Annotated in this window: 19 protein-coding genes and 2 rRNA genes; 5 read left to right on the forward strand and 16 right to left on the reverse strand. The window is 72.3% G+C overall.

The features are described from left to right. The first annotated feature begins 28 nt into the window (after positions 1-28). Both glgB and ACM9LD_RS13735 read left to right on the forward strand, forming a co-directional pair. Positions 29-2,224, forward strand: coding sequence for a 1,4-alpha-glucan branching protein GlgB (glgB, locus tag ACM9LD_RS13730; protein ID WP_415677189.1), 2,196 nt, complete (start codon positions 29-31; stop codon positions 2,222-2,224). Then, on the forward strand, positions 2,224-2,964 hold the full coding sequence (locus ACM9LD_RS13735) for an MBL fold metallo-hydrolase (protein WP_415677190.1): 741 nt from the start codon (positions 2,224-2,226) through the stop codon (positions 2,962-2,964). The genes glgB and ACM9LD_RS13735 overlap by 1 nt, the downstream gene beginning before the upstream one ends. Here the strand turns inward: ACM9LD_RS13735 and ACM9LD_RS13740 are convergent. The 3 genes from ACM9LD_RS13740 to ACM9LD_RS13750 all read right to left on the reverse strand — a co-directional run bounded on the left by ACM9LD_RS13740 (position 2,951) and on the right by ACM9LD_RS13750 (position 5,331). After that, positions 2,951-3,388: a lipoprotein LpqH gene (locus ACM9LD_RS13740; RefSeq protein WP_415677191.1), complete on the reverse strand. Its 438-nt coding sequence runs from the start codon at positions 3,386-3,388 to the stop codon at positions 2,951-2,953. The two genes, ACM9LD_RS13735 and ACM9LD_RS13740, sit on opposite strands and share 14 nt — an antisense overlap. Before the next feature lie 23 nt (positions 3,389-3,411). Continuing rightward, entirely contained in the window at positions 3,412-3,873 is a 462-nt protein-coding gene (locus tag ACM9LD_RS13745) for a lipoprotein LpqH (protein ID WP_415677192.1), read from the reverse strand. Between the two features lie 63 nt (positions 3,874-3,936). After that, positions 3,937-5,331, reverse strand: coding sequence for a malate:quinone oxidoreductase (locus ACM9LD_RS13750; protein ID WP_415677193.1), 1,395 nt, complete (start codon positions 5,329-5,331; stop codon positions 3,937-3,939). A gap of 88 nt (positions 5,332-5,419) precedes the next feature. On the opposite strand from ACM9LD_RS13750, the gene ACM9LD_RS13755 reads away from it, so the two are divergent. After that, positions 5,420-6,307 carry a LysR substrate-binding domain-containing protein gene (locus tag ACM9LD_RS13755; RefSeq protein WP_415677194.1) on the forward strand — a complete coding sequence of 296 codons (888 nt, stop codon included), beginning with the start codon at positions 5,420-5,422 and terminating at the stop codon, positions 6,305-6,307. A 28-nt stretch (positions 6,308-6,335) separates the two neighbouring features. Here the strand turns inward: ACM9LD_RS13755 and ACM9LD_RS13760 are convergent, their stop codons facing one another. From ACM9LD_RS13760 to ACM9LD_RS13800, 9 genes are all read right to left on the reverse strand, one after another. Next, on the reverse strand, positions 6,336-7,754 hold the full coding sequence (locus ACM9LD_RS13760) for an acyl-CoA synthetase (protein ID WP_415677195.1): 1,419 nt from the start codon (positions 7,752-7,754) through the stop codon (positions 6,336-6,338). A 29-nt stretch (positions 7,755-7,783) separates the two neighbouring features. Beyond that, positions 7,784-8,740, reverse strand: coding sequence for an alpha/beta hydrolase (locus tag ACM9LD_RS13765; protein WP_415677196.1), 957 nt, complete (start codon positions 8,738-8,740; stop codon positions 7,784-7,786). 152 nt (positions 8,741-8,892) lie between these two features. Continuing rightward, positions 8,893-9,708: a carbohydrate ABC transporter permease gene (locus ACM9LD_RS13770; protein WP_415677197.1), complete on the reverse strand. Its 816-nt coding sequence runs from the start codon at positions 9,706-9,708 to the stop codon at positions 8,893-8,895. After that, positions 9,705-10,658 carry a carbohydrate ABC transporter permease gene (locus tag ACM9LD_RS13775; protein ID WP_224646401.1) on the reverse strand — a complete coding sequence of 318 codons (954 nt, stop codon included), beginning with the start codon at positions 10,656-10,658 and terminating at the stop codon, positions 9,705-9,707. The genes ACM9LD_RS13770 and ACM9LD_RS13775 overlap by 4 nt, the downstream gene beginning before the upstream one ends. Continuing rightward, a complete protein-coding gene (locus ACM9LD_RS13780; RefSeq protein ID WP_415677198.1) occupies positions 10,658-11,917 on the reverse strand; it encodes an ABC transporter substrate-binding protein in 1,260 nt (419 codons plus the stop codon). The genes ACM9LD_RS13775 and ACM9LD_RS13780 overlap by 1 nt, the downstream gene beginning before the upstream one ends. Positions 11,918-11,971: 54 nt before the next feature. Continuing rightward, the gene (locus tag ACM9LD_RS13785; protein WP_415677199.1) at positions 11,972-12,946 is read right to left on the reverse strand and encodes a tetratricopeptide repeat protein; all 975 of its coding nucleotides are present in this window, start codon (positions 12,944-12,946) and stop codon (positions 11,972-11,974) included. 58 nt (positions 12,947-13,004) lie between these two features. Further along, positions 13,005-15,950 (reverse strand): AMP-binding protein, encoded by a 2,946-nt coding sequence (locus ACM9LD_RS13790; protein ID WP_415677200.1) that lies wholly within the window; start codon positions 15,948-15,950, stop codon positions 13,005-13,007. Positions 15,951-16,015: 65 nt separating this feature from the next. Continuing rightward, positions 16,016-16,381: a DUF3817 domain-containing protein gene (locus ACM9LD_RS13795; protein WP_224646407.1), complete on the reverse strand. Its 366-nt coding sequence runs from the start codon at positions 16,379-16,381 to the stop codon at positions 16,016-16,018. A gap of 13 nt (positions 16,382-16,394) precedes the next feature. Then, the gene (locus ACM9LD_RS13800; protein WP_224646409.1) at positions 16,395-17,609 is read right to left on the reverse strand and encodes an acetyl-CoA C-acetyltransferase; all 1,215 of its coding nucleotides are present in this window, start codon (positions 17,607-17,609) and stop codon (positions 16,395-16,397) included. Positions 17,610-17,661: 52 nt separating this feature from the next. Here ACM9LD_RS13800 and mce point away from each other — a divergent pair, with 52 nt between their 5' ends. Both mce and ACM9LD_RS13810 read left to right on the forward strand, forming a co-directional pair. Continuing rightward, a complete protein-coding gene (gene mce / locus ACM9LD_RS13805) occupies positions 17,662-18,177 on the forward strand; it encodes a methylmalonyl-CoA epimerase (protein WP_415677201.1) in 516 nt (171 codons plus the stop codon). A gap of 76 nt (positions 18,178-18,253) precedes the next feature. Further along, positions 18,254-19,363 carry a coiled-coil domain-containing protein gene (locus tag ACM9LD_RS13810; protein WP_415677202.1) on the forward strand — a complete coding sequence of 370 codons (1,110 nt, stop codon included), beginning with the start codon at positions 18,254-18,256 and terminating at the stop codon, positions 19,361-19,363. On the opposite strand, the gene ACM9LD_RS13815 is transcribed toward ACM9LD_RS13810, so the two are convergent. From ACM9LD_RS13815 to ACM9LD_RS13830, 4 genes are all read right to left on the reverse strand, one after another. Further along, positions 19,364-19,657 carry a hypothetical protein gene (locus ACM9LD_RS13815; protein ID WP_415677203.1) on the reverse strand — a complete coding sequence of 98 codons (294 nt, stop codon included), beginning with the start codon at positions 19,655-19,657 and terminating at the stop codon, positions 19,364-19,366. After that, positions 19,657-20,352 (reverse strand): endonuclease NucS, encoded by a 696-nt coding sequence (gene nucS, locus ACM9LD_RS13820; protein WP_415677204.1) that lies wholly within the window; start codon positions 20,350-20,352, stop codon positions 19,657-19,659. The genes ACM9LD_RS13815 and nucS overlap by 1 nt, the downstream gene beginning before the upstream one ends. Before the next feature lie 209 nt (positions 20,353-20,561). Further along, a 5S ribosomal RNA gene (gene rrf, locus ACM9LD_RS13825) occupies positions 20,562-20,678 on the reverse strand. A gap of 128 nt (positions 20,679-20,806) precedes the next feature. Further along, a 23S ribosomal RNA gene (locus tag ACM9LD_RS13830) occupies positions 20,807-21,204 on the reverse strand; the annotation flags it as partial.

The raw sequence follows: 21,204 nt of genomic DNA on the forward strand, positions 1-21,204 counted from the left end.
TGCACACTGCTGAGGAAGGCCCCACCCCATGACCGAGAACCCCGCCGCGGCAGCGGCCGTCGACCCCGACACCGCCGCACGCCTGCTCTCCGGCGCCTACCACGATCCGCACGCGATCCTGGGCGCGCACCCCACCTCGCGGGGCACCGTGCTGCGCACGCTGAAGCCGGGTGCCACCGCCGTCGCGGCCGTGATCGGCGGGGAGAGCTACCCGCTGGCGCAGCTGCAGGGCGCGCTGTGGGGCGCCGAGGTGCCGATCAGCGACCTCGCCGACTATCGATACGAGGTGCTCTACCCCGCCGGCCGCACCGTCGTGGCCGACGGCTACCGCTTCCTCCCGACGATCGGCGAGCTCGACCAGCACCTGATCTCCGAGGGCCGGCACGAGCGGCTGTGGGACGTGCTCGGCGCGCACCTGCGCAGCTACACCACCCCGGACGGCGAGGTCACGGGCACCTCCTTCGCGGTGTGGGCGCCGAACGCCCGCGGCGTCACCGTGATCGGCGACTTCGAGTACTGGTCCGGCGAGTCGTATCCCATGCGCACGCTCGGCTCCTCGGGCGTCTGGGAGGTCTTCGTGCCGGGCGTCGGCGACGGCGCGGCCTACAAGTTCCGGATCTTCACCGAGGGCGGCGGCACCGTCGAGAAGGCCGATCCGATGGCGCGGCGCACCGAGGTGCCCCCGGCCACCGCATCGATCGTCACGCACAGCACCCACGAGTGGCGGGACGCCGCGTGGATCACCGAGCGGGCCAGGCAGATCCCGACCGACCGCCCGATGAGCACCTACGAGGTGCACCTGGGCTCGTGGCGGCAGGGCCTGAGCTATCTGGACCTCGCCCGCGAGCTGGCCGACTACGTCACCGAGACGGGCTTCACGCACGTCGAGCTGATGCCCGTCGCCGAGCACCCCTTCGGCGGCTCCTGGGGCTACCAGGTCACCTCGTACTACGCGCCCACGTCCCGGTTCGGCACCCCGGACGAGTTCCGCGAGTTCGTGGACGTGCTGCACGAGCGCGGGATCGGCATCATCGTGGACTGGGTGCCCGCCCACTTCCCCAAGGACGCCTGGGCGCTCGCGCGGTTCGACGGCAAGGCGCTGTACGAGCACAGCGATCCGCAGCGCGGCGAGCAGCTGGACTGGGGCACCTACGTCTTCGACTTCGGCCGCCGCGAGGTGCGCAACTTCCTGGTGGCCAACGCCCTGTACTGGTTCGACGAGTTCCACATCGACGGCCTGCGGGTGGACGCGGTCGCCTCGATGCTCTACCTCGACTACTCGCGCCCCGAGGGCGGCTGGACCCCGAACGTCTACGGCGGCAGGGAGAACCTCGAGGCGGTGGAGTTCCTGCAGGAGATGAACGCCACCGTGCACAAGCTCTTCCCCGGCGTGGTCACCGTCGCCGAGGAGTCGACGAGCTGGCCGGGCGTCACGCGCCCGACGAACCTCGGCGGCCTCGGCTTCACCATGAAGTGGAACATGGGCTGGATGCACGACACCCTGGGCTATCTCGGGCGCGATCAGGTGCACCGCAACTTCCACCATCACGAGGTCACCTTCTCGCTGATGTACGCGTGGAGCGAGAACTTCGTGCTCCCCATCAGCCACGACGAGGTGGTGCACGGCAAGGGCACGCTGTGGACGCGGATGCCGGGCGACGCGCACACCAAGGCGTCCGGCGTGCGCGCCCTCCTCGCGTACATGTGGGGCCACCCCGGCAAGCAGCTGCTGTTCATGGGCCAGGAGTTCGGGCAGGTCCGCGAGTGGTCGGAGGAGCGCTCCCTGGACTGGGACAGCCTCGACGGCTGGGAGGGCGAGCTGCACGCCGGGATCCAGGCGCTCACGCGGGATCTCAACGCCGCGTACCGTTCGCACCCCGCGCTGTGGAGCCAGGACACCACCCCGTCGGGCTACGAATGGGTGGACGCGAACGACTCGCAGAACAACGTGCTCAGCTTCCTGCGCTGGGGCAGCGACGGTTCCGTGGTGCTGTGCCTCTACAACTTCTCCGGGCAGACCCACGAGCGGTACCGCGTGGGCGTGCCCTTCGCGGGCTCCTGGCGCGAGATCCTCAACACCGATTCCACGGACTACGAGGGCACCGGCGCCGGCAACATGGGCGGCGTCACCGCGGAGGCGCGGTCCTGGCACGGCCGCGAGGCCTCGGCGGAGGTCGTGCTCGGCCCGAACTCCGCCCTCTGGCTGACCTTCGACGGGCAGTGATGCGCGAGCTCGCGCCCGGCGTCTGGTTCGGCGCCGGCACGCACGTCAACTTCCTCGCCCTGGTCGACGGTGCCGACGTCACCCTGATCGACGCGGGCTGGGCCGGCGACGTGGACCGGGTGGAGGCGGAGCTGGCGTCGATCGGCCGCCGCCCGCAGGACGTCCGGGCGATCCTGGTGACGCACGCGCACATCGACCACGTGGGCGGCATCGCGAAGCTGCACGAGCGGTACGGCACGCCGGTGCTCGCGCACCCCGACGAACTCGCGCACGCCCGCGGCGAGGCGCACGAGCAGGCGGCCCCGCTCGACCTGATGCCGATCATGTGGCGGCCCCGCACCTGGAAGTGGATGGCCGACGTCGCCCGCGTGGGCGTGCTGGGGCACGTGGAGATGCCCTACGCCGAGCCTTTCGCGCTGCCCGCGGCCGGCGCGCCGCTGGACCTGCCGGGCGCGCCGGTGCCGGTGCCGTGCGCGGGCCACACCTCGGGGCACACCGCCTTCCTGCTGCCGGGCGGCGTCGTCGCGACGGGCGACGCCCTGGTGACCGGCCACCCGCTCTCGGGGACGACGGGTCCGCAGCTGTTGCCGGGGTTCTTCTCCCACGACCCCGCGGCCGCGGCCGCCGCACTCGACGCGATCGCCACGCTGGACGCCGACCAGCTGGCCCCCGGCCACGGCGAGCCGTGGCGCGGGGACCCGGCCCGGGCCGTCGAGCTGGCGCGCGCTACCGGCAGGTGACGGCGATCTCGAAGGGCTTGCGGACCACGCCCGCCGCCGGGTCCGCGATGCTCGCGCCCTGCGCGGTGCCGGTGATGGTGTAGCGGGTCCCTTCGACCCGCACCGTGGCCTCGCCCACGCCGCCGCCCACCGCGAGGGTGGTGCCGTCGGCGGTGATGCCCACCGTCTGCAGGACCGGCGGGTTGTGGGTGGTCATCGTGACGGCGACGGCGCCGTTCGCGCCGCCGGTGCCGATCACGAAGTTCTCCCCCTGCCGGACGCAGGACACGGTCGACAGGTCCACTCCGGAGACGTCCTTGCCGTCGACCTTGACGACCGCGTCGGCGCCGGACCGGACCGACCCCGCGTCGTCGCCCCCGCCGCACGCGACGAGTCCGAGAGCGGCGAGGGCGACCACCGAGGTGGTGACGAGGGAGCGATGCACGGGGGCCTCCTCAGGCACGGGAACTACTTGCAGGTGACGACGATCTCGAAGTCCTTCGAGACCATCCCCGCCATCGGGTTCGAGATGCTGGCGCCGGACGCGGTGCCGCTGATGGTGTAGCGGTCGCCGTCGACCTTCACGGTCGCCTTACCGACGCCGGGACCGACTGCGAGGGCGGTGCCGTCGACGGTGATGCCCACGGTCTCGACGGTGGGCGGGTCACCGGCCTTGAGCGTCGCGCCGACGCCGCCGGACGCGCCGCCCGCGCCGATGGCGAACCGGTCGCCCTGCTTGGTGCAGCCCACGTTGCTCAGGTCGACGCCCGTGAGGTCCTTGCCCTCCACCGTGACGACGGTCTTCGCGCCGGTGTTCGCCGACGCGGTATCGGCGGGAGCGTCCGAGCCCTTGTCGGATCCTCCGCCGCAGGCGGTGAGTCCGATCGAGGCGAAGACCACCGCCGAGGCGATGACGAGGGAGCGATTCATAGCGGGCCTCCTTAGGCACGGAACCGAATTCGGGCGTTGCACCCGAGTGGAGGAAAGCACACGTCAGTGCGCGACGGGCGACTTCTCGGAGTTCGATTGCAGTCCCACCGCCGGCTCGATACCCCACCGCACGAGGAGGTCCTGCATGATCGGCACCGCGGTGCTCGCCCCCGGCGAGGCGCCGAGCAGGCCGGCGATGGTGCCGTCGGCGCCGGTGACCAGCTCCGTCCCCTGCTGCAGCACGCCGATGCGACGAGGATCCGGGGTCACCAGCTGGGCCCGCTGGCCGGCGGGGACGAGTTCCCACTGCGCCGGGTCGGCGGCCGGGTAGAACCGTTGCAGCTGGGCGAACCTCGCCCGCCGGCTCGCCGCGAGCTGGGCGACGAGGTACCGCACCAGGCCGAGGTTCTGCAGTCCGGCAGCGGCGATCACGTGCAGGTTGCCGGGCCGCAGGGTGGTGAAGAAGTCGGTGAGGCGGCCCCGCTTGAGGAGCTTGGTGCTGAACGTGGCGTACGGGCCGAACAGGAGGTGATCGGCACCGTCGACGTACCGACGGTCCAGGTGCGGCACCGACATCGGCGGCGCGCCGATGTCGGCCTGCCCGTACACCTTCCCGTCGAGGCGGCGCGCCACCTCGGGATCCGAGCAGCGGAGGAACGCCGCCCCGACGGGGAGCACGGCGTAGCCCCGCACCTCGGGCAGCCGCGCGCTCTGCAGCAGCCGCAGGGCCTTGCCGCCCGCGCCGACGAAGACGCGCCGGGCGCGGATCTCGAAGCGCCCCTGGGGTCCCCGGCCGCGCACCGTCCAACCCGCGAGGGTGCGGCGCAGCCGCGTCACCTCGTGGCCGAAGCGCACCTCGCCGCCGGCGTCGGTGAGGATCGCGGTGAGGCCGCGGGTCAGCGCCCCGAAGTCGACGTCGGTGCCGCCGGGGTGGCGGGTGGCGGCCATGCGGCCCCACATGGACTCGGGGCCGCGGCCCTCCATGACCAGCGGCGCCCACTCCCGGATCGTCTCCGGGTTCTCCGTGTACTCCATCGCCGCGAACTCCGGGTGCGTGCGCAGGGTCTCGAAGCGCTGCCGCAGGTAGGTCATGTCGCGCTCGCCGAAGACGACGTCGAGGTGCGGGGTCGGGTGCAGGAAGCCGCCGTCGAGCAGGCCCGCCGCGACGAGGCCGTCCCACCAGGCGCGGGTGCGCCCGAACTGTTCGACCATCGCCAGGGGCTTGGTGCCGTCGGCGGGGTCGGGCATGTAGTTGAGCTCGCAGAAGCCGCTGTGGCCGGTGCCGGCGTTGTTCCAGGGCCCGCTGCTCTCGGTGGCGAGCGCGTCGGCGCGCTCGAGCAGCAGGATCCGCCAGTCGGGCCGCTCCTGCGCGAGCATCGCGCCGAGCGTCGCGGACATGATGCCGCCGCCGATCAGGACGACGTCGGCGTCGAATCCCGGGGTGGAGTGGGTGACCATCGGATCCTCCTCTAGGTGGGTTCGGCACCAGCATCGAACGCGCGGCACTCATCCGTCCAATGAAGTCTTGCGGCGATATGATCCGAATATGGATCAATGGCTGAGCCTGCTCGCCCCGCAGCTGCAGGCGCTCGCCGCGCTCGCGGCGCACGACGGGCACATGACCCGCGCCTCGGCCGCGCTCGGCATCCCCCAGTCGTCGATGAGCCGCCGGATCCACGCCCTCGAAGGCGATCTACACACCCCGCTGCTCGTCCACGCCGGGCGCACCGTGCGGCTGACCGCCGCTGGCGAGGACCTGGCCCGGCGGATCCGGGATCCGCTGCGCGAGCTCGGCCTCGCGATCGACGCGGTGGTGGGCGAGGGCGACGGCGAACACGGCACCGTGCGGTTCGGCTTCCCGCTCACCATGGGCTCGGGCCGCCTACCGGACCTGCTCTCCGCCTTCCGCCGCGCGCACCCCGGGATCACCGTGACGCTCAAGCAGGGGCACGGCTCGGAGCTCGTCCGCGACCTGGAGACCGGCGCCCTGGACCTCGCGGTGACCATTCCGCCGCCGGAGCGGCTGCCGCACACCGTGATCGGATCCCAGGAGATCCTGGCCGCGCTCCCCCGCACCCACCCGCTCGCCGGAGCGAAGAGGATCCGGCTGGCGCAGTTGCGGTCCGACACCTTCATCGCCAATCCGCCCGACTACCACCTGCGCGGCACCACCGAGCGCTGGTGCACCGCGGCCGGCTTCACGCCCGCGATCGCCGTCGAGGTCACCGAATTCGCCACGATCCGCGAGCTCATCGCCCGGGGGCTCGGCGTCGCCCTGCTCCCGCACGACGACCGCGCACCGTCGGACGTGGCGGAGGTGCCGCTGGCGGGCGAGCACCGCCGCGCCGTCGCCCTAGCCCGCGCGACGACCACTCTCGCGCCGGCCACCCGGCACCTGCACGACTTCATCCTCGACACCGCCGAGACGGGCTGATCGGCGGACGCCGCCCGGCGCGGACCGGCTACAGCAGGAGCTTCTTCTGCACCTTGCCCATCGGGTTGCGCGGGAGGTCGTCGACGAAGCGGATCTCGCGGGGGCGCTTGTGCTTCGAGAGCGTCTCCCCCACGAACTCGACGATCGCGGCGGCGGCCGCGTCGTCGCGCGGACCGTCGGCGACGAGGAAGGCGACGAGGCGCTGCCCGAGGTCGTCGTCGGGAAGCCCCACGACAGCGGCCTCGCGGACGTCCGCGTGGCCGAGCAGCGCGGCCTCGATCTCACCGGCGCCGACGCGGAAGCCGCCGGTCTTGATGAGGTCGGTGGAGGCGCGGCCCACGATGCGGTGGAAGCCGGTCGAGTCGATCACCGCGACGTCGCCGGTGTCGAACCAGCCGTCGCCCACCCAGGACTCGGCCGTGGCGTCGGGGCGGTTCAGGTACTTCGTGCCGACCATCGGTCCGCGGATCTGCAGCGCCCCGATCGATTCGCCGTCGTGCGGCGCCTCGCCGCCCGATTCCGCGATGATCCGCGACTCGACGCCCGTGATCGGCAGGCCGACCCAGCCGGGGCGGCGCTCGCCGTCGACGCGTGCGCTCACGGTGATGAGGGTCTCCGTCATGCCGTAGCGCTCCACGATCTCGTGGCCCGTGAGCTCGCGGATCCGCTCGAAGACCGGCGCCGGCAGGGGCGCGCTACCGGAGACGAGGAGCCGCGCGTCCCGCAGGGCCGCAGCGGATTCCGGGTCTCGGGCGATGCGCGACCAGACGGTGGGCACGCCGAAGTACATCGTGCCGCCCGCCGCCGCGTAGGCCTCCGGGGTCGGCTTGCCGGTGTGCACCAGCGGGCTGCCCACCCGCAGCGGGCCGAGCACGCCGAGGATCAGCCCGTGGACGTGGAACAGCGGAAGGCCGTGCACGAGGGTGTCGTTCGCCGTCCACGCCCAGGCGTCCACGAGCCCGTCGATGCACGCCGCGATGGCCTCCCGGCGGATCGGGACGCCCTTCGGCGCCCCCGTGGTGCCCGAGGTGTACATCAGGAGCGCGGTCGCGGCCGCGGGCGGCTCGGGCAGGGCGTGCCAGCCGCGGGCGTGCTCGCGGACCGGGACCGCGGGCAGCCCGTGCGGGTCCTGCGGGGTCGCGCCGAGCCAGGCCTGCGCGCCGGAATCGGCGAGCACGTGGGCGATCTCGGCGGTGCCCGAATCGGGCGGGACCGGGACGACCGGGACGCCGGCGCGAATACCGCCGACGATCGCGATCACGGTGGCGAGCGTCGGCTCGGCCCACACCGCGACGGGCCCGCGCACGCCGAGCCCGCCCAACCGCTCGGCGACCGCCGTGGTGGCGCCGATGAGCTCGGTCCGGGTCAGGGTGCGGCCCCCGACGGTGACGGCCGGCTCACCGTCGGAGCCGGGCGGGACGGGCGTGACCGTGTGCGGCAGCAGCATGGCCCCAGCCTATGCCGCGCGGCGCCCCGTCAGGCGGCGCGGTACTGCAGGCGCGCGTCGAACGCCGCCTCGAGGAAGAGCGTGGTGATCTGGACGGCCTGCGCGCTCTCGGGCGTCACGCCTGCGAGCACGGGGAAGGCGTGCACGCCACCCTGGTAGAGGTGCAGGTCGCAGGGCTTGCCGGCGCGGTCGAGGCGCTCGTGCAGGCGCTCGGCGTCGACGCGCAGCATCTCGTCGGTACAGGCGATGACGAGCGCCGGCGGGAACGCCGCGGGCTCGATCTCGGTGGCGTCGTCGTGGCCGCGGAAGGCGACCGGGCCGCGGTCGAAGAAGTCGCGCAGCCCGGCGAGCTTGCCCGCGGTGAGGTAGGCGTCGTCGATGTCGTGCCGCGGATCGTCGTCGGTGACGGTCGGCGTGAGCAGCGGGGAGAAGCCGAAGTAGGCGGCCGGGGTGCGCACGGCGTCGAGGTACGCCAACTCCACCACCTTGGCCGAGATGTAGCCGCCCGCGGAGTCGCCGCCCACGGCGACCTGCCGGTACCGGCCGGAGTCCGTGACCGCCCGGAACACGCGGTAGCCGTCGTCGACGGACGTGCCGACGCCCACGTCGGGAAGCTGGCGGTAGTCCACGTTGAAGACGGTGACGCCGAGGGTGCGCGCGAGGGCCGCCGCCACGCGGCGATGGGTGCCGGGCCCGCCCGCGAGGAAGGCGCCGCCGTGGTAGTAGCAGATCGCGACGTCCGGCCGCAGGTCGCCCGCGGTCGGCACGAGCCGCTCCACGGGGACGCCGGCGAGCTCGATCCGCTCCACCTCGACGTCGTTCGGCGTCCACCCGATGAGGTTCGCCAGGCCCTCGCCCAGGGCGAGCGGCGCGAACGACCAGGCCCGCACCGGGTACAGCGCGATCAGGGGCTTGAGCAGCAGCCGCGCCCCCGCGATCGCCAGCGCCGACTGGGCGCTCACGCCGCGATGCTCGGTGACCGACATCATCGTCTCCTCTCGCCCGACCCGGAGAGGCCGAACAGAACCGGTTCAGACTAGGCCGATGCCATCGATAGATCCAGCGAATCGGGCTATCACCGCTCCTGGCGTGTCCCGGTCGACGAGCTCCCGGCGGCCGTGACGCAGGTCACGCGCGGTCAGTCGGAGACCCCCGTCCGCTCCACGCCGGCGACGATCCAACGTTGTGCTACTAGGAAGAACGCCAGCAAGGGGGCGATCGATACCACGGCGGCCGCGAACATCGCGGGCACGTTCACCGACTGCGCCGTGATGTAGCTCGACAGCACCAACTGGACCGTCCACGACTGCGGATCCTGACCGATCACCAGGGGCCAGAGGAACGCGTTCCAACTCCCGACGAAGGTGATTGTCGCCACCGCCGCCGTCACCGCGCCCGCCCCCGGCAACGCGACCGCGAGGAACACCCGGGCGGGCCCGGCACCGTCGAGCACGGCGGCCTCCTCGAGCTCCCGGGGGAGACCGAGGAAGTGCTGCCGGAACAGGAAGACCGCGGTCGCCTGGAACAGCCCGGGCACCACCAGCCCCTGCAGCGACGACACCCAGCCCAGCGTGGAGACCATGACGAAGGTCGGCACGAAGGTCACGGCGGCCGGGACCAGGAGGGTCGCGAGGACGACGCCGAAGACCTTGTCGGCGTACGCCACCCGGATCCGGGCGAAGGCGTACCCGGCCGGCAGCGCGACGGCGACGGTGCCGACCGTCTGCAGCACGGCCACCGTCGTCGAGTTGAGCAGTGCCCGGGCGAGCGGGCGGGCCTCGTCGGAGAAGATGTGCCGGAAGGCGGCGCCGTCGGGGCGACGCGGCAGCCAGTCCCCCGTCGCGACGTCCATCGGCGTGCCGACCGCGCCGCGGGCCAGCAGGTACAGCGGCAGCAGGAAGAGGGCGGCGAGGCCGATCAGCAGCACGTACCTCCCCGCGCGGGCCGCGCTCACCGCTCGCCCCGCCCGCGGAACAGCCCCGTGAACCGGCCCTGGGCCAGGGCGATCACCGCGATCAGGGCGGTGAGCAGGATCCCGCCCGCGCCGCCGTGCCCGAAGTCCTGCCCGTTGCCGACGGCCACGTAGTAGAGGTAGATCAGCGGCGGTCGGGCGTACGGCGGATAGCCCTGCGCGGTGGCCATCACGCCGTAGAACTCGTCGAAGGCCTGGAAGGCGTTGACCGTCGCCAGCAGCAGCACCGCGACGGAGACGGCGCGCAGCTGCGGCAGCGTGATGCGCACGAACGTCGTCCACCCGGACGCGCCGTCCAGCGCGGCCGCCTCGTACAGGTGCCGCGGCACGCGCTGCAGGGCGGCCAGGAACAGGACCATGTAGAAGCCCAGCTGCAGCCACAGGCGCAGCGTCACCAGCACCAGCCAGTACCAGGGCGGATCGACCACCGACAGCCACGCCACGGGCTCCGCGCCGACGGCCCGGAGCGCCGCGTTGGCGACGCCCGTCGGCACCCCGGGGAAGATCGAGCCGCGCCAGATCAGTGACGCGGCGATGTAGCTGCACGCCAGCGGCAGGAAGAAGACCGAGCGGAAGAAGGCCTGGAACCGGCGCACCCCGTGCACGAGCACCGCGAGCGCGAGCGAGCCCGCGAAGGTCAGCGGCACGACGATCGCCGCGAAGACGACGAACGTGACCAGGCTGGAGCGGAAGGCGGGGTCCGCCAGCATGTCCCGGTAGTTGTCCAGGCCCACGAACCGCGTCGGCGTCACCGTGTTGTGGGCGTCGAACAGGCTCAGCCACACGCTCCACCCGATCGGGACGAGGACGAACACCGCGAGGCCCGCGAGGAAGGGCCCCGTCATCAGCCAGAACCACAGGTGCGGCGAGTCGCGCCACGCCCCGCCCGCGTCGGGCCGGGACGGCGCGCGGCGGGCGGGCCGGAGGGACATCAGCGCGGGAACCGCTCGAGTTCCTTCTCGACCACCGATGCGACCCCGTGCAGCTCCGCCATCGGATCGGCGCCGCCGCGGATCACCCGGTCGAGGGCATCGCGGTAGGCGGTGGCGCTGCGCGGCGTCCACAGCAGCGGGGTCTGGGGACGGCCGACCGAGTTCACCAGGTCGGCCGCCTCGTTGTACACGCCGGTCGCGAGCTTCGTGGCCTGCGGGACCAGCGAGCGGCGCGCCGGGACGTGCAGGCCGTAGCCCTGCGCCCAGTCGAGCTGCAGATCGGTGCGCTTCACCCACAGCCACTGCACGAACTTCTTCGCCCGCTCGACGTCGCCGCCGGCGTTGACCGCGGCGCCGTACGCGCCGAAGGGCACGCTCGTCCCGCCGTTCGGGCCGATCGCCGGGAAGGGCCGCACGCCGAAGTCGTCGCCGAGCGCCGCCCGGATCGCGGGCAGCGCCCACAGGCCCGTCCACTGCATCGCCGTCTGCCCCGCGATGAAGGCGCCCGGGTCGGACCAGTCCTGCGGCGCGCCGAGCAGCAGGTCGCCCGACGTGAACAGCCCGCGCATAGCCCGTAGGCCGACCGCGACCTCCTCGTCGACGAAGCCCGGCCTGTGATCGGGGGTCAGGTAGTCGTGCCCGGACGACCAGAGCAGGACGCCGCCGAGGACGTCCGCGCCACCGCTGTTGCCGAGGAAGAGCCCCTTGACCCGCCCGCGGTTCAGGGCCCGCGCGGCCGAGACCAGCTCGTCGAGCGTGCGCGGCGGGACGACGCCCGCCTCGGCGAGCATGGACTTCCGGTAGACCAGGAGCTGGGTGTCGGTGACCTGCGGGATGCCGTACACCCGGCCGCCCAGCGTCATCCGGTCGAGCAGCGCCGGGGTGAAGTCGGAGCGCGCGTCGCCCAACAGGTCGGTGAGGTCGGCGACCTGCCCGGCGGTGATCATGTCGATCGTGGGGCCGTTGGCGAACTCGAAGACGTCCGGGCCGTCGCCGCTGACCAGCGCCGACGAGACCTTCTGGTCGTAGTCGCCCGGGAAGGCGCTGACCCGCACGCCGCCGTCCGGGTAATCGCCGGCGTACCGCGTGAGCGCCTCCGGCGCCCCTTGCTCGCCGTACTGGTGGAACCAGGCCCGCAGGTCGCCGCGGGCCCCGCCGCCGCGACCGGTGTTCCCACCGCATGCCGCGAGCGCGCCCGCGAGGGCCAGGCCGCCGACGCCCGTCAGCACCGCCCGTCGGGACACACCATAGTCAGACACCGGGTAAGTATCGCAAACCTGCGGAGACTGCGCGGACCGGGGAACCGGGCCGCGTCAGAACAGGGCGCCCGCCAGATCGCGCCGGGCCGCGAGGACCACGGGATCCGCCGGATCGAAGAGCTCGAAGAGCTCCAGCAGTCGGGTGCGCAAGGCCGACCGGTCGTCGCCCGCGGTGACGCGGATCGCGGCGATGAGCCGGTCGAAGGCCCCCTTCGGCGAGCCGGTGAGCAGCTCCTCGTCGGCGGCGGCGAGCGCCGGTGCGACCCGCTCCGCGCCCGTCGAGCCGGCCGCCGCGTCGTCGCGCGCGATCGCCCCGGGCTCGCCCTTCGTGGCGCGGGCGAAGAAGGCCATCTGCTTGACCGCGGCCGCCGCCTCGGCGTCGCCCGGATTCGCGTGCAGGATCGCCTCGTACGCGGCGCGGGCGCCCTCGTAGTCGCCGTCGCTCGCGAGCTGCTCCGCCGCCTCGCGCCGGGGGTCCGACGGTGCCTCTCCCGCCACGCCGCCACCGAACTCGGGCGGCAGCTGCGCGAGCACGTCGTCGAGCCACTGCCGCGCCGCCGGCTCCGGCTGCGCGCCCGCGAAGGCCGTCACCGCGCGCCCCGCGGCGACGGCCACCACCATCGGCACCGACTGCGCGCCGAAGGCCTGCGCGACGCCGGGCGCACCGTCGACGTCGACGCGGGCGAGGGTCCACCGGCCCGCGTCGTCCGCGGCGAGTTTCTCCAGCACCGCCGCCATCGCCTGCGACTGCTCGCTGTACGACGCGGCCAGCAGCACGACCACCAACCGATTCGCGGACCGGTCGATGACCTCGACCGGGAAGCTCTGGTCCGTCACGTCGACCACGCCGGGCCCGGGGGCTGCGCCGGCCGGCCCCGCCTCGCCCGACGGTGCCGGGCGGGCCTGCTGGGCGGCCTTCGCCTCCGCGCGGGCCTTGAGACCCGAGAGGTCGACCGCGCCGGCCATCGCCGCGGCCGTGCGCAGCGCGCGTGCCTGATCCTGTGGAGATGCGCCTCGAGGTGTAGTCACCCCTCCATCTTGGCACGCCCCGTGCGGCGGCCGCCCGCGGCGACCGTCCGGCCCAAGATCACCGGTAGCGCTGCTGATCCGGGTCGAACCGCCAGGACGTGGGACCGGGCGCGGGCATCCCGGCGGCGGCGAGCGCGCCCCGCCGCGGGCGGTACCAACTCGTGAGCGGCACCTCGTCGACGATGTGCACCGCGTCCGGGTACTGGCCGTGCCGGCCGGCGAAGGCGTCGCTGATCTCGTCGGCGGTCAACTCCGCGTCGTCCCGCACCGTGACCGCGGCGACGACGCGCGGCGCACCGTCGGCCCCGTCGCCCGGCACCTGGTACACGACGGCCTGCTCGACCTGCCCGAGCTGCTCGAGCACGTCCGTGATCGGGATCGAGTACACCGGCCCGCGCTCCGTCACGGCGACGGTGCGGACGTCGTCGACCAGCCAGTAGTCGCCGTCCTCGTCGCGCCGGAAGAGGTGGCCCGTGGAGAACCAGGCGTCGCCCGGCCGGAAGACGCCGCGCAGCAGCACGTCGCGGTGCGTCGCGTCGGGATCGGCGCGACCGATGAGCACGCCCACCTCGCCGTCCCCGACCTCCTGCAGGAAGCCGTCGCCGTCCTCGACGAAGCGCCCGGAGTCGAAGTAGTAGTCGACGAGGGCCACGTCGGCGCTGCCCGGCAGGCGCCGGCCCTTCGCCCCCGGCTTGCCGGCGCGGACCCTGGCCAGCACGATCTCGCCCTCGGTGGAGGCGTAGAACTCGACGACCTGCGCGTCGAAGGTCTCTCCGACGCGGCGCGAGAGCTCCGCCGACATGCCGGAGCCGATGAAGGCGCGGACCGGGTGGTAGCGCGGGATCTCCAGGCCGGGGGTGTCGAGCACCGCGCGCATGAGGTTCCAGGTGTAGCAGACCACCGTGACCCCGTAGCGCTGCACCTCGACCATGAACCGCTCCGGGTCGAAGTCGCGGGTGAGCGCGATGCGCGAGCCGCCGGCGAGCGCGCCGCCGAGGCTGGTCATGAGGCCCGAGCTGTGGCTGAGCGGGGTGAGGCAGTACACGGTGTCGCTCTGCGACAGCCGCGCGGCCGACGCGGTGCCGAACGCCGACAACGCCCACCGGCCGTTCGTGACCCGCTTGGCCCGCAGCCGCCCGCCGACCTCCGAGAACATCACGAAGGCCAGGTCGCGGCCGAGGCCCGCGTCGGGCCGGTACCAGCGCGGAATCCGCACGTTGTCCGGGTCGACCTGCTCGAGGTCGACCAGCTCCGCGCCGAGGTCCTGCCGGGCGGCACCCGGCCGATCGCGGCGGTCGCCGCCGCCGACGACGAAGACGCGCTCGGCGACCGCCACGGCCTCCTGCGCGTGCTCGGGGTCCGTGAGGACCGAGGCGGCCTCCCCCAGCCGCAGCGCGGCGGCGTAGTCGGTGCCCGGCGGCAACAGCACGGCCACGGCGCCGAGCCGTGACAGCGCGGCCATCGCGACCAGGGCCGACGGCCGGGTGTGCATGAGCACGCCCACGTGCTCGCCCTGCCGCACCCCGACCTGGATCAGGCCGCTGACGACGCGGTCGATGCGCTCGTTCACCGCGTGCTTGGTGTGGACGCGGTCCTCGTAGAGGAAGAGCTCGCCGTGCGGATCCGCCGCGGCCTGCTCCGCGAGCAGCTTGCCGAGGGAGACCTGGGTGTGCGCCTGCAGCTGGCCGAGGCGGGCCAGCTTCGGCAGCCCGCGGGTCACCTCGCGGGCGACGGCGGAGGCGCCGGCCGCGGCGCCGGAGGCCGCGTCGAGGACGTCGCGCGCGGCGACGAAGCCGACGGTGGCGATGCCGCCCAGGCCCGCGACGAGCGGGTTGACGCCCACGTCGCGGCCGTCGTCGGGCTGCATCGCGACGACGTTCTCCGGCTGCGGGCCGCGGCCCTCCTGCCAGGTGATCCACTGCGTCACCGTCGGGTACGTGACCGCGCCCGCCGAGCTGCCGACGACGAGGCCGAAGTGTCCGGCCGACACCTGCGCCTCGTAGACCTCGGCCTTCGGCGCCGCCTGCAGGATCCCGCGGACGGCGCTGGGCCGGCCGATCTGGTCCGACAGGCCGACGAAGGCGAGCACGGGGCTCGTGATGGACGCGAGGGAGACGGCGTCGCCGTCGATGGCGAAGCCGCCGGTGAGCATGCGGTTGTGCACGACGAACTGCTTGAGCAGGTCGGCCACCGCGGGCCCGGCGTAGGCGACCCAGCCGTCGGCCTCGAGGAAGCGGCGCTGGTCCTCGCGCGGCAGCAGCGCGTCGCGATCGTGCAGCTGTCGGACGAAGTCGAGCCGCGAGCGCACCGCCTTGACGGGGTTGAGCATCTCGAAACCGCGCTGCACCATCCAGCTGGGGAGGTAGAAGCGGTTGAAGACGTGGTCGGCGACGAACTCGGCGCCCTTGTTGACCAGCGCGGGCGGGGCGCCGAGCGGCAGGCCCGCGGAAATGTCGACGGGGCTGCCGAAGGTCACGACGCTCGCGATGGACCGCGACTGCCGGTAGGCGGCCACCTGGTAGCAGAACATGCCGCCCTGCGAGTAGCCGCCGATGTGCACGTCGCGGCCGCGGAACACCGCGACCTGCTCGATCGCCTTGGAGATGGCGACGACGTGATCCGCGAGGTTGCGCTCGAGGCCGCCCTCCTCGCGGTCGGGCGCGCCGAAGTCGATGACCCACGGGTCGAGGCCCGCCCGGTGCAGCACCGAGACGGCGCCGTTGTTCTCCGTGACGTCGAAGACGTTGGCGTCCACCATCATGGGCGGCACCAGCAGGATCACCGGCCGGTCGTCCACCGCGGGCGCCGGCGCCCGGTCCGCGAAGTACCGTCGGAGGCGGTACATCGGCGAGCGCTCGACGACCGTGAACTGCGAGGGCTTCGCCCCCGTCTCGAGGCCGCCCTGCGTGAGCACCTCGAAGCCGTTGCGCGCCGTCGCCGCCAGGCGGTTCACCGACGCCTCGAGCGCCTTCCCACCGGGCAGCCCGCCCAGGATGTCCACCATGTGCCCCACCTCTCCACAGCTTCCGTCAGCGAGTCAACGTACCGGTAGGCGGGGCGCCGTGCGTCCTAACCGCCGATCGCGTCGGCGGGCTCGGCCTTGTCCGCGGCGGTGGCCGTCGCGGGGGCGTCGAGCTTGCCGGCGCGCTGCGCCCACACCTCGAAGACGACGGAGCAGAAGGGCAGGACCGTGGCGAGCAGGCCGAGGGCGAGGGTCTTGAGGTCCCACTTGCGGGCGTAGGCGACTGCGAGGGTCAGCACGACCAGCACCATGAAGACGATGCCGTGCGTCATGCCGGGCACGGCGATCGCGTCGGGCTTGTCCTGTACCCGCTTGATGATCATGCCGATGATCAGCCACACCCAGGTGAGGGCCTCGAGGAAGGCGACGACCTTGAAGGCGGTGACGATCTTGGACGCGAGGGATTCGTTCATGCGGAGTTTCTCTCTACTTCCCGGGGACGGTGATGATGAGCGCGTCGCCCTGGCCGCCGGCGCCGCACAGTCCGGCGGCACCGGTGCCGCCGCCGCGGCGGGCCAGCTCGAGCGCGAGGTGCAGGACGATGCGGGCGCCGGAGGCGCCGAGCGGGTGACCGATGGCGATGGCGCCGCCGTCGACGTTGACCTTGTCGGCGTCGACGCCGAGGTCGGCGGTGGACGCGAGGCCCACGGCGGCGAAGGCCTCGTTGATCTCGAGCAGGTCGAGATCGGCCGGGCTGATGCCCTGCTTGTCGCAGGCCTTCTTGATGGCGTTGGAGGGCTGGTGCTGCAGCGACGAGTCCGGGCCGGCGACGACGCCGTGCGCGCCGATCTCGGCGAGGTAGTCGAGGCCGAGCTCCTGCGCCTTGCTCTTGCGCATGACGACGACGGCGACGGCGCCGTCGGTGAGCTGGCTGGCGTTGCCGGCGGTGATGCTGCCGTCCTTGGCGAACGCCGGCCGCAGCTTGGCCAGCGACTCGGCGGTGGTGTCGCCGCGGACGCCCTCGTCCTCGCTGACGCGGATCGGCTCGCCCCGGCGCTGCGGGATCTCGACGGGGACGACCTCGTCGGCGAACTTGCCGGCGGCCCAGGCCTCCGCGGCCTTGCGGTGCGAGTCGGCGGCGAAGGCGTCCTGCTCCTCGCGGGAGTAGGTCACCGTGTCGGTGGTGTTGAGCTGCTCGGTGAGCCCGCCCATCGGCTGGTCGGTGAAGACGTCGTGCAGGCCGTCGTACGCGGTGTGGTCGAGCATCTCGATGCTGCCGTACTTGTGGCCCTCGCGGCTGCCCGTGAGGATGTGCGGCGCCTGCGTCATCGACTCCTGGCCGCCGGCGACGACGACCTCGTACTCGCCGGCCCGGATGAGCTGGTCGGCGAGCGCGATGGCGTTGATGCCCGACAGGCACATCTTGTTGATGGTCAGGGTGGGCACGTCCCACGGCACGCCGCCCGCGATCGCGGCCTGGCGCGCGGGCATCTGCCCGGCGCCGGCGGTGAGGACCTGGCCCATGATCACGTAGTCGATCGTCTGCGGGTCGACGCCGCTCTTCTCCAGGGCGCCGCGGATGGCGACCGCGCCGAGGTCGGTGCCGGACTGCGACTTGAGCGCGCCGAGCAGCTTGCCGAAGGGCGTCCGAGCGCCGGCGACGATGACCGTGGGGTCCTGATGGGGTGCGGACGGGGCCACTTCGTTCCTCCTAGTGGGCAGGGGTCTTCCACCTCAAAGCTACATTCGAGGCATGACAGAGAGCCAATCGCGACAAACAGATCACACCGCCCACGGCGAGCACCCGGCCGCGCACGCCGTCCCCGCCGAATACGTGCTGGGTATCGACCACGTCGGCGTCGCCGTGTCCGATTTCGACGCGGCCCTCGAGTGGTACGCCCGCGTCCTCGGCATGGTGTGCACGCACGAGGAGATCAACGAGGCGCAGGGCGTCCGCGAGGGCATGCTCTCCCCCGCCTCCCTCCTGGCGGCCGGCGGCGCACCGTCGAGCGCGGCCCAGCTGCAGGTCCTCGCTCCCCTGACCCCCGAGTCGACCATCGCGAAGTTCCTCGACCGCAACGGCCCCGGGATGCAGCAGCTGGCGTACCGGGTCTCGGACCTCGCGGCAGTGACGGCGCACCTGCAGGAGCAGGGCGTGCGCCTGCTGTACGACGCTCCGCGGAACGGCACCGCGGGGTCGCGGATCAACTTCCTGCATCCGAAGGACGCAGGCGGGATCCTCGTCGAACTGGTCGAACCTGCATCCTGACCGGAACCGGCCGCTAATTCGGACCTTTTGCGACTGCTGACGCCGCGCGCGCGGACAGCCCACGTACCATCGGTGCATGGCGAATTCGGACAACGTTACGGGTGGCCCGGCACCCGCACCGTTCGCGGTGGTCCTGCGCGGGTACGACCGGGACCAGGTCAGCGAACAGTTCCACCGCTACCAGGCTGAACTGCGGGTTCTGGCCGCGGACCGGGACGCGGCGTCGGCCCACGCCCGGGAGCTGACGGACCTCCTCGACGAGGCGCAGGACGAGATCGACAACCTGCGCCGCGAGGTCGATCGGCTCAGCGTCCCGCCGACGAGCGCCGAGGGCATGAGCGATCGCATCGCGCGCATGATGCGTCTCGCGTCGGACGAGGCGTCCGAGATCCGCGCCGCCGCCGAGAACGAGTCGGCGGAGGTCCGCTCGCTCGCACGCCAGGAGGCCGAGGCCACCCGCCGGGAGGCCGACCGGCTGCGCGCCGACATGACCGCGCGCCGTGAGGCGATGGAGCGCGAGCACGAGAAGACGATGGAGCAGGCGCGAGCCGAGGCGGAGCGGATCACGGCGGAGGCGAAGGCCGAGGCGGAGAAGCTGTCCCAGTCCGCCGCCGACAATCGCGAGCGCGTCCAGAACGACTTCGACATGGCGATGTCGATGCGTCGGGACAAGGCGATCCGCACGATCACCGAGCTCGAGGAGGCGTCCAAGGAGGAGGCCCGCGAGCGGATCGACTCCGCGAACGAACGCGCGGAGCAGACCCTCAACACCGCGAACGCGACGGCGGAGCAGAAGCTCGAGGACACGAACACCCGGATCGCCACCCAGGTGGCCAACGCCCGGCGCATCACGGAGGACATGCAGTCGCTGCGCGCCTCCATCCTCGATCAGCTGGAGACCGTCCGCCGCCAGCTCTCCCTGGTCCCCGAGGCCCTCGCGACGGGCGACGGTGAGCCCCAGGTCGTCGACAAGTGCATCGATCCCGCGCCCTTCTCCGCCGCGCCGGCGCCGAAGGCCGCGCACGTCACGGACGACGGCCCCACGGCGGCCCAGCGCGCGCAGGAGGTCCTGGGGGCGGACGACTTCGCCTCAGCGGACACCGTCGCCATCCCGACCAAGGCCGCCGACGCGGCCCCGACGGCGTCCACGCAGGACACCGTGGCGATCAACACCGCGAAGAGGTAGTCAGCGCGACCGCCGGCCGGCCTCCCGCGCCCAGCATCCGCTGTGCCAGTGTCGCCGGTCGGCCACGCCGCCGCTCTCGGCGGCGGGCCACACCACCACGTGCGCGGTTCCCGTCGGGATCGGCTGATGACAGCCCGGGCAACGGTAGTCCTTCACCGCGCCCGAACCGGTGACCGTCCTGACCTGGTAGGCCTCGTCCCCCAGTTCCACCCGGGAACCGAAACCGCCCGCGCTCAACGGGCGGTGACCGTCCCGCGCGGCGGCACGCTTACGGGAGACGGGCCTGCGACCCATCAGAAGAGCTTGTAGGACGTGTCCTCGGTACCGCGCAGCACGTCGTAGTCGACGGTGACGCACCGGATGCCGCGATCCTCGGCCAGTGTGCGGGCCTGCGGCTTCACCTGCTGGGCCGCGAGGATGCCCGTGACGGGCGCGATGAGCGGGTCCCGGTTCAGGAGCTCGAGGTACCGGGTGAGCTGCTCGACGCCGTCGATCTCCGCCCGCCTCTTCACCTCGACCGCGACGGTCCCGCCGTCGGCATCCCGGCACAGCAGGTCGACGGGGCCTATCGCCGTCATGTATTCGCGCCGGATGAGGGTGTAGCCCTCCCCGAAGGTGTGCGTGTGCTCCGCGAGGAGCTCCTGCAGGTGCGCCTCCACGCCGTCCTTCACCAGGCCGGGATCGACGCCCAGGTCGTGGCTGCTGTCGTGCTCAACCTCACCGATGAGGATGCGCAGCTGTTCCTCGGCCTTGTTCCGCACGATCCACAGCTGGTGTCCCTCGGGCACGCCCGCGGTCTCCTCGTCCGACGGTGCCGTCTCGAGCCAGCAGGGCGGGCTCATCCAGTTGAGGGGCTTGTAGGCACGGTCGTCGGCGTGGATGCTGACGGAGCCATCGGCCTTGACCAGGATCAGGCGCCGGGCCATGGGAAGGTGGGCGGTGAGCCGGCCCACGTAGTCGACCTGGCATTCGGCAATCACGACACGCACGGGGTCCACCTTACGGCACGGGTTCGACGGTGCCGCCGGCCCGCTGCGCGATCCGCGCCGCGTCGGAACCGGACGTAGAACAGCGCACGCCGGCATACGTGCGGCCGCGGGCAGCGAGGGGCGAAAGGGTACGCGGACACGAAGAAGACCCCCGCGTCGGGAGCATTTCTGCTCACCGACCCGAGGGTCTTCTCCTGTATCTAATTTTAGTCCGGCGGTGTCCTACTCTCCCACACCCTCACGAGTGCAGTACCATCGGCGCTGGAGGGCTTAGCTTCCGGGTTCGGAATGGAGCCGGGCGTTTCCCCTCCGCTATGGCCGCCGTAACACTGCGAAACAACACGTGTGTTGTCTCAGACATTGCATAGTGGACGCGAACCAGCAGCGCTGGTTTCTGTATTGTTACACGCTTACATTCTGTGAGCCATGTGCTCGTTTTGGCGAATGTTATGTGTGTGGTAAGCCCTCGACCGATTAGTACCAGTCACCTACACGCATTACTGCGCTTCCAGTTCTGGCCTATCAACCCCATAGTCTGTAGGGGGTCTTACCCACTCAAGGTGGTGAGAATCCTAATCTTGGAACAGGCTTCCCGCTTAGATGCTTTCAGCGGTTATCCCTTCCGAACGTAGCCAACCAGCCGTGCTCCTGGTGGAACAACTGGCACACCAGAGGTTCGTCCGTCCCGGTCCTCTCGTACTAGGGACAGCCTTCCTCAAGATTCTAACGCGCGCGGCGGATAGAGACCGAACTGTCTCACGACGTTCTAAACCCAGCTCGCGTGCCGCTTTAATGGGCGAACAGCCCAACCCTTGGGACCTACTCCAGCCCCAGGATGCGACGAGCCGACAT

The organism is Tsukamurella hominis (assembly GCF_965137015.1).
In the GTDB taxonomy this organism is placed as follows: domain Bacteria; phylum Actinomycetota; class Actinomycetes; order Mycobacteriales; family Mycobacteriaceae; genus Tsukamurella; species Tsukamurella hominis.